The organism is Knoellia locipacati (assembly GCF_007992835.1).
Lineage (GTDB): Bacteria > Actinomycetota > Actinomycetes > Actinomycetales > Dermatophilaceae > Knoellia > Knoellia locipacati.
This window is the reverse complement of the sequence record NZ_BKBA01000003.1, coordinates 26053-42073: the sequence shown is the minus strand read 5'-3', so window position 1 is coordinate 42073 and position 16021 is coordinate 26053. Positions and strand designations below refer to the sequence as shown.

At 72.2% G+C, this 16021-nt stretch carries 14 protein-coding genes; 7 read left to right on the top strand and 7 right to left on the bottom strand.

What is annotated here, in order from left to right; all coding sequences use genetic code 11:
* The first annotated feature begins 5 nt into the window (after positions 1-5).
* Positions 6-1868, top strand: coding sequence for a peptidoglycan-binding domain-containing protein (locus KLO01_RS01730; protein WP_147061836.1), 1863 nt, complete (start codon positions 6-8; stop codon positions 1866-1868).
* 30 nt (positions 1869-1898) lie between these two features.
* Here the strand turns inward: KLO01_RS01730 and KLO01_RS01725 are convergent, their stop codons facing one another.
* Positions 1899-2603 (bottom strand): TIGR03089 family protein, encoded by a 705-nt coding sequence (locus tag KLO01_RS01725; protein WP_147061835.1) that lies wholly within the window; start codon positions 2601-2603, stop codon positions 1899-1901.
* Between the two features lie 101 nt (positions 2604-2704).
* Between KLO01_RS01725 and KLO01_RS01720 the strand changes: the two genes are divergently transcribed.
* Positions 2705-4813: a hypothetical protein gene (locus tag KLO01_RS01720; protein WP_147061834.1), complete on the top strand. Its 2109-nt coding sequence runs from the start codon at positions 2705-2707 to the stop codon at positions 4811-4813.
* Between the two features lie 107 nt (positions 4814-4920).
* Here KLO01_RS01720 and KLO01_RS01715 read toward each other — a convergent pair whose 3' ends face one another.
* The 3 genes from KLO01_RS01715 to KLO01_RS01705 all read right to left on the bottom strand — a co-directional run bounded on the left by KLO01_RS01715 (position 4921) and on the right by KLO01_RS01705 (position 7420).
* The gene (locus KLO01_RS01715; RefSeq protein WP_147061833.1) at positions 4921-5709 is read right to left on the bottom strand and encodes an inositol monophosphatase family protein; all 789 of its coding nucleotides are present in this window, start codon (positions 5707-5709) and stop codon (positions 4921-4923) included.
* Between the two features lie 194 nt (positions 5710-5903).
* Complete coding sequence (locus KLO01_RS01710) at positions 5904-6944, bottom strand: succinylglutamate desuccinylase/aspartoacylase family protein (RefSeq protein WP_147061832.1); 1041 nt, start codon at positions 6942-6944, stop codon at positions 5904-5906.
* Positions 6941-7420 (bottom strand): ATP-dependent zinc protease family protein, encoded by a 480-nt coding sequence (locus KLO01_RS01705; protein ID WP_147061831.1) that lies wholly within the window; start codon positions 7418-7420, stop codon positions 6941-6943. Before KLO01_RS01705 ends, KLO01_RS01710 begins: the two co-directional genes overlap by 4 nt.
* A 25-nt stretch (positions 7421-7445) precedes the next feature.
* Here KLO01_RS01705 and KLO01_RS01700 point away from each other — a divergent pair, with 25 nt between their 5' ends.
* A complete protein-coding gene (locus tag KLO01_RS01700) occupies positions 7446-8636 on the top strand; it encodes a RimK family alpha-L-glutamate ligase (protein ID WP_147061830.1) in 1191 nt (396 codons plus the stop codon).
* 173 nt (positions 8637-8809) lie between these two features.
* Here the strand turns inward: KLO01_RS01700 and KLO01_RS01695 are convergent, their stop codons facing one another.
* Together KLO01_RS01695 and KLO01_RS01690 are read right to left on the bottom strand one after the other, a co-directional pair.
* Positions 8810-9847, bottom strand: coding sequence for a DNA polymerase III subunit beta family protein (locus tag KLO01_RS01695; protein WP_147061829.1), 1038 nt, complete (start codon positions 9845-9847; stop codon positions 8810-8812).
* A 176-nt stretch (positions 9848-10023) separates the two neighbouring features.
* Entirely contained in the window at positions 10024-10224 is a 201-nt protein-coding gene (locus tag KLO01_RS01690; RefSeq protein ID WP_147061828.1) for a hypothetical protein, read from the bottom strand.
* A 127-nt stretch (positions 10225-10351) separates the two neighbouring features.
* Between KLO01_RS01690 and KLO01_RS01685 the strand changes: the two genes are divergently transcribed.
* Entirely contained in the window at positions 10352-11047 is a 696-nt protein-coding gene (locus tag KLO01_RS01685; RefSeq protein ID WP_147061827.1) for a class I SAM-dependent methyltransferase, read from the top strand.
* Positions 11048-11074: 27 nt separating this feature from the next.
* Here KLO01_RS01685 and KLO01_RS01680 read toward each other — a convergent pair whose 3' ends face one another.
* Complete coding sequence (locus KLO01_RS01680) at positions 11075-11710, bottom strand: trimeric intracellular cation channel family protein (protein WP_186827879.1); 636 nt, start codon at positions 11708-11710, stop codon at positions 11075-11077.
* Between the two features lie 69 nt (positions 11711-11779).
* Between KLO01_RS01680 and KLO01_RS01675 the strand changes: the two genes are divergently transcribed.
* The 3 genes from KLO01_RS01675 to KLO01_RS01665 are packed head-to-tail and all read left to right on the top strand — an operon-like array spanning position 11780 to position 16009.
* Positions 11780-13000, top strand: coding sequence for an MFS transporter (locus KLO01_RS01675; protein ID WP_246135999.1), 1221 nt, complete (start codon positions 11780-11782; stop codon positions 12998-13000).
* 11 nt (positions 13001-13011) lie between these two features.
* Positions 13012-14079 carry a glycosyltransferase family 2 protein gene (locus KLO01_RS01670; protein WP_147061825.1) on the top strand — a complete coding sequence of 356 codons (1068 nt, stop codon included), beginning with the start codon at positions 13012-13014 and terminating at the stop codon, positions 14077-14079.
* Complete coding sequence (locus KLO01_RS01665) at positions 14072-16009, top strand: glycosyltransferase family 4 protein (RefSeq protein WP_147061824.1); 1938 nt, start codon at positions 14072-14074, stop codon at positions 16007-16009. The genes KLO01_RS01670 and KLO01_RS01665 overlap by 8 nt, the downstream gene beginning before the upstream one ends.
* Positions 16010-16021: the final 12 nt, after the last annotated feature.

Here is a 16021-nt window from a genome sequence, read left to right as displayed (position 1 = left end):
TTTCGTTGACGCGCGCCACCCTGCCTGCCACGTCGACCCGAGGACCCGTTCGCGCCCTCGGTGCCGTCTCCGTCTCCCTGCTCTCGATCCCGCTCGGCTTCTCGGTCGCGGGTGGCAGCGCCACCGCGGCCGTGCATGCGAGCGTGCCGCCGCCGCCGACGAAGGCGCTGCCGGCGGAGCTCGACATCGCACCGAAGTACCAGGCCGGCTACCGCTGCCTCACCGGTGACCTGCCGGGTCCGACGGCCTTCGCGCAGCTGCTCAACGCGACCTACGGCAAGCACGTCTACGGCATCAACCGCACCTGCGCCGCCGAGCACGGCGAGGGCCGTGCGCTCGACTGGATGAACAACGCGTACACCGCGGACGGGCTGGCGCTGGGCAACGCGATCACCCGCTGGCTGGCCGCACCCGACGCGCAGGGTCGCCCGGGTGCCATGGCGCGCCGGTTCGGCATCAACTACATCATCTGGAACCGCCAGATGTGGCGTGCCTACGACCCGGGTCGCGGCTGGGCGCCCTACAGCGGCGTCTCGCCGCACACCGACCACATCCACATCTCGTTCACCTGGGACGGCGCCTACAAGCAGACCTCGTGGTGGACCGGCAAGGCCCTCACCGAGGTCCGCTTCACCGGTCCCACGACGAGCGCCGGCGCCCCGCTGCCCGTCGTCACCCCGCCGCTCACGGCGAGCGGCTACCCGCTGCTCAAGCGTGGCGACTCCGGCAAGGACGTCCAGCTGGCCCAGGGCGTGCTCGGCCTCACCAAGGACGGCCAGTTCGGCCCCGGCACCGAGACCACGCTCAAGTCGTGGCAGACCCGCAACGCCGTCCCGGTGACCGGCCAGCTCGACAACGCCACGTGGACCAAGATGGTCGCGCTCAAGCTCGTCCCGTCGCGCAACGGCGGCTCGACGACGACCACCAGCCCGCTCTCGGCCTACGTCGACACCGTCCTGCAGCGTGGCTCCAAGGGTGCGGCCGTCGTCGCCCTCCAGAAGGCCCTGGGCCTGTCCGCCGACGGCAACTTCGGCCCGGGCACCGAGACCAAGGTCAAGGCCTACCAGACCTCGAAGAAGATCCCCGCGACCGGCATCGTCGCCAAGTCGACGTGGCAGGCGCTCATGGGCACCACGCCCACGTCGCCGACGGCGCACCCGCTCCAGCAGTTCGCGACCCAGGTGCTCCAGCGCGGCTCCAAGGGCGCGGCGGTCACGGCCCTGCAGAAGGCGCTCGCGATCGGTGCCGACGGCACCTTCGGCCCCGGCACCGAGGCCAAGGTCATCGCCTACCAGAAGGCCAAGGGCCTGACCCCGACCGGCGTCGTCGCCGCCACGACCTGGGCCGCCCTCATGGGCCAGACCTCGACGGGCACCCCGACGACGACCACCCCGCCCGCCCCGACGACCCCGACCCCGCCGCCCGCCTCGAGCGCGACGACGACGCAGTTCACGGCATACAAGTCGACCGTCCTGCGCCCGGGATCCAAGGGCGCGCCGGTCAAGGTGCTCCAAGCCGGGCTCGGCGGCGTCGCCGTCGATGGCTCCTTCGGTCCCGCCACGACCCGTGCGGTCCAGGCGCTGCAGAAGCGCTGGAGCCTCCCGGCGACCGGCATCGTCAACCTCAAGACGTGGAACCGGCTCGAGCTCACCGTCCACCCGCTCATCGGCTACTGGTCCACCGTCGCCAAGCTCGGCACGTCGGGGCGCAACGTCGCGGCGCTGCAGCAGGCGCTGCGGATCAAGGTCGACGGCAACTTCGGCCCGGCCACGCTGGCCGCCGTCAAGGCCGCCCAGGCCCGCGCCAAGCTGAGCCAGACCGGTGTCGTCGCGACCCTCACCTGGCGGGCCATCGAGAAGCAGATGTGAGCCGCTCCCGGGCTCGAGGAGTCGCGCCGGTCAGGGACCGGTGGCGCCCTCGACCCGGGACCGCTCGACGAGGACGTCCGCCGGCGCCTCGCCGCGACTGAGCACGACCGAGCCGTCGCTCGCCCACAGGGCGAGACAGGTGGCGAGGAAGTCGGCCGTGTCCGTCGTGGTGAGGTGCCGGCGTTCGCCTTGGGTGCCGGCGGGCGAGACGAGCGCGGCGTATGCCGTCCGCCCACCTGCGTGGACCAGTGCGGGGTCGTCGTCGGCCGGCTCCTCCCAGGCGGCGAACTGGTCGCCGTGGGTGCTCAGCTCCCTGGCCTCGTCCATGACGCCGGGCGGGACCGGCACGGCGGCGGAACGGGCCAGGCCCGCGAGCGTGACGAGCACGGCGGGGGAGTCGCTCGTGGCGGCGGCCCCGGGGTCGGTCGTGACGAGCAGGTCTGCGCCCCCGGTGTCGCCGACCGCCACCGCGCCTCCCACCGACCACGTCGCGAGCGCCCAGTACGCCGTGCGCCAGTGCGGCGGCAGGTCGAGGTGGACGGCGGAGCCGGGGGCGATGTCGAACTCGTCCTGCAGGGCGTTGGCGGCCTTGCTCACCCAGTTGGACAGGACCCGCGCGGACAGCTCGATCCGCTCACCGCGGGTCGGCCCGTCGGTGTCGTCGTAGGTCGTGATCCGCGGCTTCGCGGAGTCGGAGCGGAGCATCTGCTGGAGGACGTCGGCGGGTCGGGTCACGTGGTCGAGCGTAGGCGTCGCCCGCGTCCGGCAACCCGGCGACGTCACCACCGGAGTTGCGGACGCAGGGGACACCGGGTCGCCGGATAGCGTGGGCGACCATGAGCCGCTCGCCGCTGGTCGCTGACGAGGACCTCCCCACGACGACCTTCGAACGCGGTGCGGGGCACTGGCTCCAGACGATCGTCCTCGGCGCTGCCACCTGGGTCGTCGCCCTGGCGCTCCTGGCCGTCGTGCTCGCCGGCATCGGCATCTGGAACCCGTGGCTCGTGCTGCCGCTTGCCGCGGTACTCGCGCTGGCCTGCGGATGGTGGGCACGCGGCATACCGGCCCGGTCGTTGCCCGTCTGGACCGCGGTGCTCCTCGTCGTGGTGAGCGCCGGCGCCGGGATCTGGACTGCCGCAACGCATTCCGAGCAGGTCCTGCCGCGACGCGACTCGGGCAGCTACCTGCAGTCGGCGATCTCGATGGCCGAGACCTCACGTCGCGTCGTGCCCGTCGAGCTGGACCGGTTCGGCGGAGCCGAGCTGCTCGACATCGACGGCATCACCGTGTCGAGCCCCGCCTTCTACGAGGTCGACGGGGCGCAGGGACCTGCGGTGCAGCCGCAGTTCGTCATCGGCCCCGGTGCCATCTGGTCGCTCGGCGTGTGGCTCGGCGGTCCCGGCCTGGCGATGCTCCTGCCGGCCCTCATGTCCGCCATCGGCATCCTGGGCATCGGCCTGCTGACCGCGCGCATCGGTGCGCCGCGCTGGTCGCCGCTGGCCGCGGCCGGGGTCGCGCTGCTCTTCCCGGTGCTGCACACCGCGCGCTCGACGTACTCCGAGCCACTGGCGATGGTCACGCTGGGCGGTGGCCTGCTCGCGCTCACGGTCGCCTCACGCCGTGGCGCGCGCGGCGAGGTCGGTCGCGCCGCGCTGCTCGCCGGCATCCTCATCGGTGGCACGTCGTTCGTGCGGATCGACGGGCTCCGCGAGACGATCCTGCTCATCCCCGTCGCGGCGCTCGCGCTCGCGCAGGGGCAGCGCTGGGTTCGGGTCATGCTCCTCGGTGCGGCGGTGTCGACCGCGCTCGCCGGGCTCTCCGCGGCGTGGCTCTCGAACCAGTACCTCGGAACCATCGCTGCCAGCCTCGTGCCGCTCGTCGGTCTCGGGGTGCTCCTCGGGCTGCTCGCCGCTGCCCTGCTGTGGTGGCAGAAGCGCGGAGGCGCCGTGCCTGCGTCGGTCTCGCACCGTCTGCCCGACGCACTCGCGGTCGGAGTCGTCGTGCTCGGGCTGTTCCTCGCGAGCCGCCCGCTCTGGCAGACGGTCCGCCAGTCACCCGACGACCCGGGCTCGCGGGTGGTGGCCGGGCTCCAGCTGCGACAGGGGCTCCCCGTGGACGGCGGGCGCACCTATGCCGAGCAGACGGTGGCGTGGCTGTCGTGGTGGGTCGGCGTGCCGGCCCTCGTCATCGCGCTCGCGGCGCTCGCCTGGGCGGTGCGTGTGGCGGCGTCGAAGTGGACCGCAGGGGAGTCGCTCCCGCCGTGGACCGGGCCGCTGCTCATCGCCGCGGGGTCGACGGTGCTCACCCTCTGGCGCCCAGGCATCACCCCCGACCACCCGTGGGCCGAGCGGCGTCTCGTCATCGTCCTGCCGTTCGTCGTCCTCCTCTGCGTCGCCGCCGCCGCGTATGCAGTCCGCCACCTCTCGCGTCGCGCCCCCGTCGCCGTCGTGGTCGCCGCGGGAGTGGCGCTCGCGGCGGCGACGCTCGTGCCGACCGCGCTCGCGACGTGGCCGCACCGGTCCGAGCGGGTCGAGCTCGGCGAGCTCGAGGCGGTGGAGGGCGTCTGCACCCAGCTGGGCGACGACGACGTCGTCCTCGCCATCGACTCCCGAGCCGCCAACGAGTGGCCCCAGGTCATCCGTGGGCAGTGCGGCCGGGCCGCCCTGTCGACGACGTCGGCCCTGCGCAAGGACGACGCCGCCTTGGCGACGTCGGTCGCGGCGCTCGCGCAGCGCGTCGGCGAGGGTGGCGGGCGGCTGCTGCTGCTCGGCGCGGACTCACCGGACGTCATCGAGTCGCTCGCGCCGGGCTCGGCGCGGCTCGCCCTCGACACGACCGTCCTCGAGGACGCGCGCCTGCTGGAGCGACGCCCCGACCACCTCGTCACCCTGCCCCTGCAGGTGTGGCTGGGAGCCGTCCCGTCGTCGACCACAACCGCCCAATAGGTCACATCCGGTCGTCGCGCCCGACGACAATCGACCAATTGGTCACATCTGGTCGTCGCGGTCGACGACAATCGACCAATTGGTCACATCCGGTCGTCGCGGCCGGGTCAGCGGGAGGTGACGTCCTGCGGCATCCGGCGGGCGACAGCGGCATACGTCGTCCGGTCGGAGGCCACGATGAGTCCGGGCTGGGTCGAGCGCGGGCCGTAGGCGAGACCGTCGAGGTGACCGACGTGTCCGCCGGCCTCGGCGACCATGAGCGAGCCGGGTGCGTGGTCCCAGGCGTTGGAGCGGCTGTAGAGGATGAAGTCGACCGCGCCCTCGATGAGCTTGGGGTAGTCGACACCGCAGCAGACCCACGACGGCTGGAGCGCCGGGAGGTCGGCGAGGGCGTGGCCGCGCAGCGACCAGATCGAGGTGGCTCCCCGAGGGTCCTCGTCGGGGCCGACCGGCTGACGGGTCATCCGCTCGCCGTTGCGCTCGACGCCGGCGCCGAGCTCGGCCACCCAGGCGACCTCGTGCTCGGGCTGCCAGATCCAGCCGCGGACGGTCTGGCCGCCCTTGGTCTCGGCGATCATCACGGCGTGGTCGGGGCTGCCGTGGACGAAGTTCTTGGTGCCGTCGACCGGGTCCACGGTGAACGCGTGCTCGGCCGCCGTGTAGCGCTCGAGGATGCTCGGGTCGGCCGCGTGGGCCTCCTCGCCGAGCACGACCGCGTCGGGGTAGGCCGCGTTAAGTGCTGCCGTGAGGAGCACCTCGGCCTCGCGGTCGGCGACGGTGACGAGGTCACCGGGGTTCTTCTCGATCACCTCACCGTCGGCGAGGGAGCGGAACCGCGGGGTGATGACCTCGGCGGCCACCTGCTTCATGAGCTCGAGCACGTCGACTGTGTCCACGGGCGCCTACGCTTCCACAGCCGCGTGACGCACGGCACATCGGGTGCCGGGTTGCACCCGCAGAGGTGGTCGGGTTCGCGGCCAGGGTTGCGGACGTTCGCGTATGCCGGCCGGTTGCGTCCGCAAAGGTGGTCGGGTTCGCGACCAAGGTTGCGGACGCAAGGGGGATGAGGGGGGGCAGGAGCACCGGAGGGTCAGAGGACCGGGATCTCGTCGAGGGCGTCGAAGGCCTCGGCGGCATCGGGGTGGTCCGGCACGCCCGGAGGCTCGGCGCCCTCGATGTCGGCGATGTGGACGAGTGCGTCGCCGCGGTTGACGAGCGGTGCCGTGGTCCGGCCGATGACGAGCCCGGCCCGGTCGGCGCGCACGAGCCGCAGTGTCTTCCCGAAGGAGTCGCTGAGCCCACCGAGTCGGTCGCCGACCTCGACGCGCTGGCCGAGCGTGGCGTCGAGGTGCACGATCCCGCTGCGCCCGGCCCGGACCCAGCCGCTGCGTCGGCTCACGAGGCTCTGCGTGGGGCTGGCGTCGGCGACCGGGTCGATCATGTCGAGCGCCGCGAGGACGCGCAGCACACCGGTGACCCCGGCCTCGATCGCCCACTGGTCGAAGCGCATCGCCTCGCCGGACTCGAAGAGCAGCACCGTGGCACCGCGCTCGCGGGCGGCCGCGCGCAGCGAGCCGTCGCGCAGCTTGGCGTGGAGCATCACCGGGGCGCCGAAGGCCTCGGCGAGCGACCGCGTGCGCGGGTCGTCGAGGTCGGCCCGGATCTGGGGCAGGTTGGTGCGGCGGTCGGAGCCGGTGTGGAGGTCGATGCCGACCTCGCACTTGTCGATGACCTCGCGCATCATGAGGTGCGCGATGCGCCCGGCGAGCGAGCCGCGGGGGGACCCCGGGAACGACCGGTTGAGGTCGCGGCGGTCGGGCAGGTAGCGGTCGCCCGACATGAACCCGTGGACGTTGACGATCGGCAATGCGACGAGCGTGCCGCGCAGGGTCCTGGGGGACAGCGTCGCGAGGACGCGGCGGATGACCTCGACCCCGACGACCTCGTCGCCGTGGATGGCGGCGTCGAGCCACACGACGGGCCCGTCCTGGCGGCCGTGGAGGACGCGCACGGGCAGCGTCACCTCGGCGCCGGTGACGAGTTTGGTGATCGGCAGCCCCATCTCGCGGGCGTGACCGGGGCGGATCTTGACGGTGCCGATCGCGAACGACGGCCGGGCGGCAGGGCTCATGCGCGTCCTCGGTTGCGGCGCCGGAAGTGCACCTTGGGGCGCGGGCCGAGATAGGACTCCGCGGGGTCGACGAGGAAGCCGTGGCGCAGCGTCTCGCGCCCGATGAGCATCCGGAAGCCCATCTCGTCGCGACGGCTCAGCGTGACCTCGGTGGTGAGCCGGCGACGGGCCAGGACGATCTCGAGCTCGACGACGAGCCGCGGCTCCGACGAGCCGTTGGAGGAGCGCACGACGCGCTCGTCGACGACCGGGCGCTCGAGCACGACCGGGTCCTCGTCGGTCGCCTGCCACGGGTGGATCGAGAAGCGCACCCACGGCTCGCCCTCGCGCTCGAACCTCTCGAGGTCGAACGCGTGGACCGCCGACGACCGGGCACCGGTGTCGATCTTCGTCTTGATCCATGGGACGTCCGCGGACGGCATACGCACCCACTCACGCCATCCGACACGGATGGTTTGATGGGTTGCTCCGGACATCCGACCATCCTTGCAGGTACCCCACATGAAGCTAGCGATCCTCTCGCGCGCGCCCCGGGCCTATTCGACCCAGCGCCTGCGTACCGCCGCCCTCGACCGCGGGCACGACGTCAAGGTGCTCAACACCCTGCGCTTCGCGATCGACCTGTCGGGGCCCGAGCCCGACCTGCAGTTCCGCGGCCGGACGCTCTCGGACTACGACGCGATCCTGCCGCGCATCGGCAACTCGGTCACCTACTTCGGCACGGCCGTGGTGCGCCAGTTCGAGCAGATGGACGTCTACACCCCTAACACCGCCAACGGGATCTCGAACTCGCGCGACAAGCTCCGCGCGACCCAGATCCTCTCGCGCCACCAGATCGGTATGCCGGCCACGACCTTCGTGCGCAACCGGGCCGACGTGCCGGCCGCGATCGAGCGGGTCGGCGGCGCCCCCGTCGTCATCAAGCTGCTCGAGGGCACCCAGGGCATCGGCGTCATCCTCGCGCCCGACAACAAGGTCGCCGAGGCGATCATCGAGACCCTGCAGAGCACGAGCCAGAACGTCCTCATCCAGAGCTTCGTCAAGGAGAGCAAGGGCCGCGACATCCGCGCCCTCGTCGTCGGTGACCGCGTCGTGGCCGCGATGCGGCGGACCGCGCACGGTGACGAGTTCCGCTCCAACGTCCACCGCGGCGGTTCGGTCGAGGGCGTGACGCTCGACCCGGCGTTCGAGGAGGCCGCCGTGCGCTCGGCCCAGATCATGGGGCTGCGCGTCGCCGGTGTCGACATGCTCGAGGGCGCCGATGGGCCGCAGGTCATGGAGGTCAACTCCTCACCGGGGCTCGAGGGCATCGAGGCCGCGACCAAGCTCGACGTCGCCGGCGCGATCATCGACTACATCGGCAACCAGGTCGCCTTCCCCGAGATCGACGTGCGCCAGCGGCTCACCGTCTCGACCGGCTACGGCGTAGCCGAGCTCGTCGTCCACGGCTCCGCGGACCTCGTCGGCAAGACGATCGCCGAGTCCGGGCTCGAGGAGCGCGACATCACCGTGCTCACGCTGCACCGCGGCACCTCGGTCATCCCCAACCCACGCCGGCGCACCGCCCTCGAGGCCCAGGACCGCCTGCTCTGCTTCGGCAAGCTCGAGGAGATGCGCTCGATGATCCCCGAGCGCCGGCGGCGCCGGGCCAAGGTCCGCAAGCTCCCGAAGTCGCCCATCCACGAGGCCTGACAGCGGTCGTATGCCGTTCGCCCACCTCGGGCGCCCCGGTGCCGTCCGGTTGTCGGGGGCAGCGTGACGAGTCGGGGTGGAATGACACCCCGACGCGTCGAGCAACCCCCGACAACCGTGGCTGTTGCCGCTCCCGGTCGCCGGGTGGACCGCTCGCCCGTGCCGGCGGACCGTCAGGCGGGCTGGTCGAGCCGGACCGGCATGAGGACCGACGAGGTGCCGTCGCGCGCCGGGTCGCGGATCGCCAGGGGCGTGATCGGGTCGTCGAGCCCGAGGGTGAGCTGGTCACCGGCCTCGAGGGCCTGCAGGAGGAAGTCGCGGTTGACCGCCACCGTGAGCGCGTCCGGCTCGTCGGTCGGCCCGACGCGCACCCCGTGCTCGCCGACGCTGAGCAGGCTGACCTCGTAGCCGACGCCGTCGTCGCGGGTGAGCGTCGTGGTGGTTCCGGTGGCGAGGTCGGTCCGCAGGGCGGCCGCGTCGACGGGGACCTCCCGACGCCCGTGCTCGAGGAGGACCCGGTAGGACGGGAAGTCGACGTCGGGGACCTCCGCCGTGACGGTGCAGCCCGCGCCGGACAGGGTGACCGTCCCGTCGCCGCTGAGGACCTCGATCGAGCCTGAGACGTCGCTGTCGAGCAGTTCGTCGACGGCGGGTGTCGGGAGCAGCAGGTGCAGGTCGGTCGGTTCCGACGTCACGACCGCGCTGGTGGCGAGCCGGTGCCGGTCGGTGGCGACGACCCGGACGCGGCCGGGCTCGCTGTCGAGGTAGATGCCGTGCAGGCGAGGCTGGTCCGGGTCGTCGCAGACGGCATACCGGACCTCGCGCAGGGCGCGGACGAGGTCGACAGCGGGAAGGGTGCAGCGGTGCATGGGGGTCTCCGTGGTGTCGAGCAGGCGATGGACGATGGAGATCTCCCTGCGGGCGTCGGCCAGTCCGGCCTCGAGCCGGCCGAGGTGGGCGGCCAGGACCGGACCCGCTTGGGTCGGGTCGGTCACGACCGTCCTGATGTCGTCCAGCGGCAGCCCCACGCGGCGCAGGTGCGCCACCAGCCGGGCCTGCGCGACCCGGGCCGGCTCGTAGTAGCGGTACCCGGACGACGGGTCGACCAGGCTCGGTGCCAGGACGCCGGCTCCGTCGTAGAAGCGCAACGCGCTGACGGGTAGCCCGCTGAGGGCCGCGACCTTGCCGATGCCGAGCAGTTCGTTCTCCACGCCTGCACCCTCCTGTCTCACCCTGCTCGAGGGTCAAGCCCTCGTCGTCGGGCCGAGGGCGAAGCATGCCTCACCATCGCCGTCGGTGCTGCGGATCGCGCGCCCTGTCGCGCCCCTGGCAGCACCGAGCCCGCGGGCGCACCAGAGACGCCAATGTCTGACCTTCGACGTCGGGATCAGGAGCCGTCGCCGCCGAGGCCGCCGCCACCGGTGTAGTTCATCCCCCAGCTGGCGGCTGGCGACTTCTGGCCGGGCAGGTCCCGGTGGTGGCGGCGCCGGCCGCAGTTGGCGCACACCCGGACCTGCATGCTCTCCCCGGTCACGACGTGCCAGTGGTGCCACCCGACCCTGCACGTGAACCGCTTCCCCGTGTCCATGCCCCAGTGTGTCGCCCCTTCGACAGGAATGTCCACGGTCGCGACTCGGGAGGTGAAGGCCTGTCGGCTTGGTGCGCGTGCGGCATACCGGTAGGAAGGACGTCCACTCAGTCAGCCAGGGGGAGACATGACGACGACGGACTACGACGACTTCGCGGCGGCCTATGCGGCGGAGAACGAAAAGGGCCTGTTCAACGCCCACTACGCGCGACCGGCGGTCGTCGGCCTCGCCGGCGACGTCACGGGTCGCCGGGTCCTCGACGCCGGCTGCGGTTCGGGCCCGCTCATGGAGTCGATGCGTGCCGGAGGAGCCGACGTCGCCGGGTTCGACGTCAGCGCCGCCATGGTCGACCTCGCCCGCGAGCGGCTCGGCGACGACGCCGACCTGCGCGTGCTCGACCTCGCCGCGCCGCTGCCCTACGGGGACGGCGAGTTCGACGACGTCATCTGCTCCCTCGTCCTGCACTACCTCGAGGACTGGACCGCTCCGCTCGTCGAGCTGCGCCGCGTCCTGCGGCCCGGCGGGCGTCTCGTGGTCGTGGTCAACCACCCCACGGCATACGCGGTCGTCTATCCGGACGCCGACTACTTCGCGGTCACCCGCTACACCGAGGACTACCTCTTTGATGGCCGGGAGGTCTTCCTCACCTTCTGGCACCGCCCGCTGAGCACGATGACCGACGCGTTCACCCGGGCCGGCTTCCGCATCGGCGTCGTCAGCGAGCCGCCGCTCGCACCCGACACCCCGGACGAGCTGCGCCCGCCCGGCTTCGAGGGGGAGGCGTTCATCTGCTTCCTCTTCTTCGTCCTCGAGGCGGTCTGACGCCGGTATGCCGTGACCGCGCGTCCGTCAGCGCGCGGACCTCGCGCGTCGTCCGGTCTGCCAGTCGAGGGACCAGGAGGACATGCGGATGGCGATGACGACGCCGATCCCGACGAGCGCCGAGACGAGGACGGGCAGCTCGAACGCCCGGAGCACGAAGTACGCCACACAGCCCGGGATCGCGGCGAGCACGTAGAACGAGCCGGGCTTGAAGTGCTCGGGTGTGGTGTTGATGAGGACGTCGCGGATGAGCGCGCCGCCGACCCCGGCCACCGTGCCGACGAAGACGCACGAGATCGGCGGCAGCCCGACCGTGATGGCGCGGTCGGTGCCGAGGATCGAGTACATCGCGAGGGACATGGCGTCGAGCAGGGTGAACGCGACGTCGCGACGGAAGCGCAACGGGCCCACGATCTTGAGCAGCGGGGCGACGAGCACACCGCCGATGAATGCCGACGGCAGCAGCCCCGGTGAGGTGAGCGCCCGGACCGGCACCTGGAGTAGGAGGTCACGCAGCAGTGCGCCGCCGAGACCGCCGATGACGGCGAGGAACAGCACGCCGACGATGTCGAAGCCCTGACGACGCGCGGCGAGGGCGCCGGCCAGCCCGCCGAACCCGACGGCGACCACGTCGAGCCACAGGGGGATGGCGAGCGAGTTCACGGCCACAGGCTATGTGGGCGGACGGCATACGTGCGTCCGGGTGTCGGAAGCATGCGGCAGGATGCGCAGGTGCTGGAGCGACTGGGATTCCCGAGGGTGGGCGAGCACCGCAGGTTCGTGTCCGCGATCGTCGCCGACACGATCGGCAGCGGTCTCTTCATGCCGATCACGATCCTGTACTTCCTCAAGGTCACCGACCTCTCGCTCGTCCAGGTGGGTGCGGCCCTGTCGGTGTCGGCGCTGCTCACCATGCCCGCCGCCTTCGTCATCGGCACGCTCGTCGACCGGTTCGGTGGCCGCCGGATGATGCTCGTCGGCAACCTCGTCCAGGGCGTGGGGATGCTCGCCTACCTCTGGGTCGAGGCGTTCTGGCCGGTGGCGCTCGCGACGGTGCTGCTCAACCTGGGGCGCCAGGCGCTCTGGGGCTCGTTCGGCAACGTCGTCACCGCCATCACGCGGCGTGGTGAGCGCGAGCTGTGGTTCGGCTTCCTCCAGGCGCTGCGCAACCTCGGGTTCGCCGTCGGCGGCGTCCTCGCCGGACTCGCGGTCCAGCTCGACACCGAGCTCGCCTTCCGGACCGTCGTCGTCGTCAACACGGCGACCTTCGTCCTCGCCTTCCTCCTGCTCCTCGACGTCCCGGACCACCGCTCGGTCGCCTCCGACGAGCAGCCGGCCGGGGGATGGGGTGACGTCGTGCGCGACCGCGCCTACCTGCGGCTCGTCCTGGGCCAGCTCACCTTCGTCGTCGGCATGATGGTGCTCAACTTCGCGCTCCCCGTGTACGCCGCGGAGACCCTCGACCTGCCCGGATGGCTCGTCGGGGCGATCTTCACGCTCAACACCATCCTCGTCGGGCTCGGGCAGGGGCTCATGGTCCGCTGGATGACCGGACGGGTGCGGGCCCGGATGATGGCGCTCGCCCAGGGCTTCTTCGTCCTGGGCTACGCGTGCTTCGTCCTCGCGGGGGTGCTGCCCGTGTGGATCGCCGTCCTCGCCATGCTTCTCGGCGCGATGGTCTACACCGGTGGTGAGCTCGCGGGAGGCCCGGTCTTCTCCGCCACGGCGGCCGAGGCGGCGCCGGACCACCTGCGTGGTCGCTACCTCGGGCTGGTCCAGCTCGTGTGGGGTCTCGGCGGTGCCGTCGCACCCGTGGCCTACACGTGGCTGCTCGAGCACGGCACCTACACGATCTGGGCTGTGCTCGGCCTCGTCGCCGTCCTCGGTGCGGCCCTGTCGACCCGTCTGCCACGCGCCCTGCCGACAGCGGGTGAACGCGTCACCGCCGGGTAGTCTCGACAGCGATGAACGAGCACCAGCAGACCCCCGCCCCGACCGCCGTCCCGCCGGCGCCGGCCCCGTCCCCGGCCACCGAGCCGATCACCGTGCGCACCGGCGAGCTCGCGGGCGGAAGTGGTGACCCGAGGTTCCAGGTCTCCGCCCGGTCCGACCCGCGCCCGGCCCTGCTCGAGGACGGCAGCGAGCGGCCCTACGTGACGATCGTGCTGCCCTGCTACAACGAGGGCGCGCACGTCCTCAAGGAGATCGACCGCATCACCGCGGCGATGAACTCCAGCGAGTTCACCTACGAGCTGCTCTGCATCGACGACGCCTCGACCGACGACACCCTCCAGGTCCTCGAGCAGGCGGCCCGCGACTTCGCCAACCTGCGGATCATGCCGTTCCGCCGCAACGGCGGCTCCGGCACGGCCCGCCGGATCGGCACCCAGCAGGCCCACGGCGAGATCGTCGTGTGGACCGACGCCGACATGACCTACGAGAACGAGCGGATCCCCGAGCTCGTCCGGATCCTGCGCGACGACCCGAGCTACGACCAGGTCGTCGGCGCGCGCACCACCGAGGAGGGCACCCACAAGTGGGCGCGCGTCCCCGCGAAGTGGCTCATCCGCAACATCGCCCAGTGGCTCACGAAGACCAGGATCCCCGACCTCAACTCCGGCCTGCGGGCCTTCCGCCGCGAGGTCTCGCTGCCCTACCTGCGGCTGCTGCCGGCCGGCTTCTCGTGCGTCACGACGATCACCATCGCGTTCCTGTCCAACCAGCACGACATCAAGTACGTCGAGACGAGCTATGCCAAGCGCGCCGGCGTCTCGAAGTTCCACTTCGTCAACGACGCCTACCGCTACATCCTCCAGGTGCTGCGGATGGTCATGTACTTCGACCCGCTCAAGGTGCTCATGCCGCCGGCCCTGTGGCTCGTCGTCATCGGGTTCGTCAAGGGCGTCGTCGACATGGTGAGGCACCCGTTCTACTTCCCCGCCTCGACCGTGCTCCTCGTCGTGAGCGGCATCATGATCGGCTCGCTCGCCCTTCTGTCCGACCTCGTGGTGAGGTCGCGCGACGGTGTCTGACGCGGACAGCCCGGCCTCGCTGCGGCTCGCGGTCGTGGGTCCGACGCACCCCTACAAGGGCGGCGTCGCCTCGCACACGACCGAGCTGTGCCACGAGCTCGCCGAGGCAGGGCACGACGTCACGCTCGTGTCGTGGAGCCACCTGTACCCGTCGTTCCTCTACCCGGGGGAGCAGGCGGTGCCCGGCGGCGCCCCCGACGTCGAGCCGTACCCCCGCACCATCCGTGCGCTGTCGTGGGCGCGCCCCGACACGTGGGTGCGCACCGGCCGCCGGCTGCGCGACATGGACGCGATCATCGTCGTCCACGTCATCCCGCAGGGGGTGCCCTCGAACCTCGCCGTGCTCCGGGCTGCCGGCGTGGGCCGCACCTCGAGCAGCGGGAGAGGTCCGCGCTCGATCGTCATCGCGCACAACGTCCTGCCGCACGAGACCCGTCCCGGCGACCGGCAGCTCATGGAGGCCCTGCTGCGCCGCGTGGACTCCGTCGTCGTGCACTCGGACTCGCAGGCCAAGCTCGCCAGCGAGCTCGGGGCCGGCCACGTGCGCGAGCTCGACCTCCCGCCCCACCTGCCCGGTGGCGAGCCCGAGAAGCACGTCGACTCGACCGGCCCGACGCGGCTGCTCGCGCTGGGGATCGTCCGCGACTACAAGGGCGTCGACCTGCTCCTCGACGCGATGCTCGACGTCCCCGACCTCACGCTCACCGTCGCCGGAGAGATGTGGGGCGACAGCGGCCGCCGCGTCAAGGAGCTCGCTGCCGACCCGCGCCTCGCCGGTCGCGTCGAGGTCCACAGCGGCTACGTCCCTGCCGACCGGATCGCCTCGCTCATGGCGCGCCACGACGTCCTCACCCTGACCTACCGTCACGCCACCGCCTCGCAGAACGTCCTGCTCGCCCGTCGCCACGGCCTCCCCGTGCTCGCCACCCACGTCGGCACGTTCGGCGCGCAGGTGCGCGACGGCGTCGACGGGCTCCTCGTCCCCGCCGGCGACCGGGCCGCCCTCGTCGACGCGTTGCGTCGCCTCTCCGACCGCACGTATGCCGGTGAGCTCCGTTCCGGGGTCCGCCCACCCGACCTGTCGGGACCGTGGGCGCACTACGTCGGCGGCATCGAGGCCCTGGCCAGCGCCGAGTCGGACGCGTTCGCGGACGAGGATACGGACGTCGACGAGCCGGTGCCGGCCGACACCCTCGTGCAGCGGGCCAAGGACCTCGTCACGGCGGCCCGGCTGCAGCGGCGCCGTCAGCTCCCGCTCCGCCCGAGCGACTTCCCCGAGTGGGTGCGCGCCTCCGACGTGCTCGCCCTCGACAACGACGCCCTCGACGCCCAGGACCTCGCCCGCGAGCTGGGACTGCCGCGCTGCTCGGACGCCGTCGCGGCCTGGGCGGCCGTCGGCGCTGTCGCCGCCGTCCTGCGCATCCGCGACGACGGCCGCCGTGGCGCCGTCATCGTCGACGAGTCGGGCACCAAGAGCCCGTTCGCGCGCTGGGTGCGCGCCCTCGGGTTCGAGCCGGTCGAGCTCGAGCTCACCGGACGCCGCACCTCGGTCGAGGTCCTCGACGTCGACACCGCGAGCCTCGACGTCATCGCGCGCATCCACCCCGGCGGCTGCGGCGCCGACGACATCGACCACGCGGTCGGTCAGGCGTCGTGGGCGCTGCGCTCCGGTGGGCTGCTCATCGTCACCCTTCCGATCGGCGAGGACGACCCCGAGTGGGCGGTCAGCCCCGCGGACATCCGCGGTGTCCTCGCCCGGGCCGACGACCTCGGGCTCGTGCTCGTCGGCGACGTCGACGGCGACATCACCGAGCGCATCCGGGCCGCGTCGACCTCGGCCCGCGAGGCACGCGCCACGCAACCTGAGGCGCGCCGCCGGGGTGTGACGCCGGCATACGGGATCCTGCGACTCACGTTCCGACGTCGGTGAGCCGATGGGCCC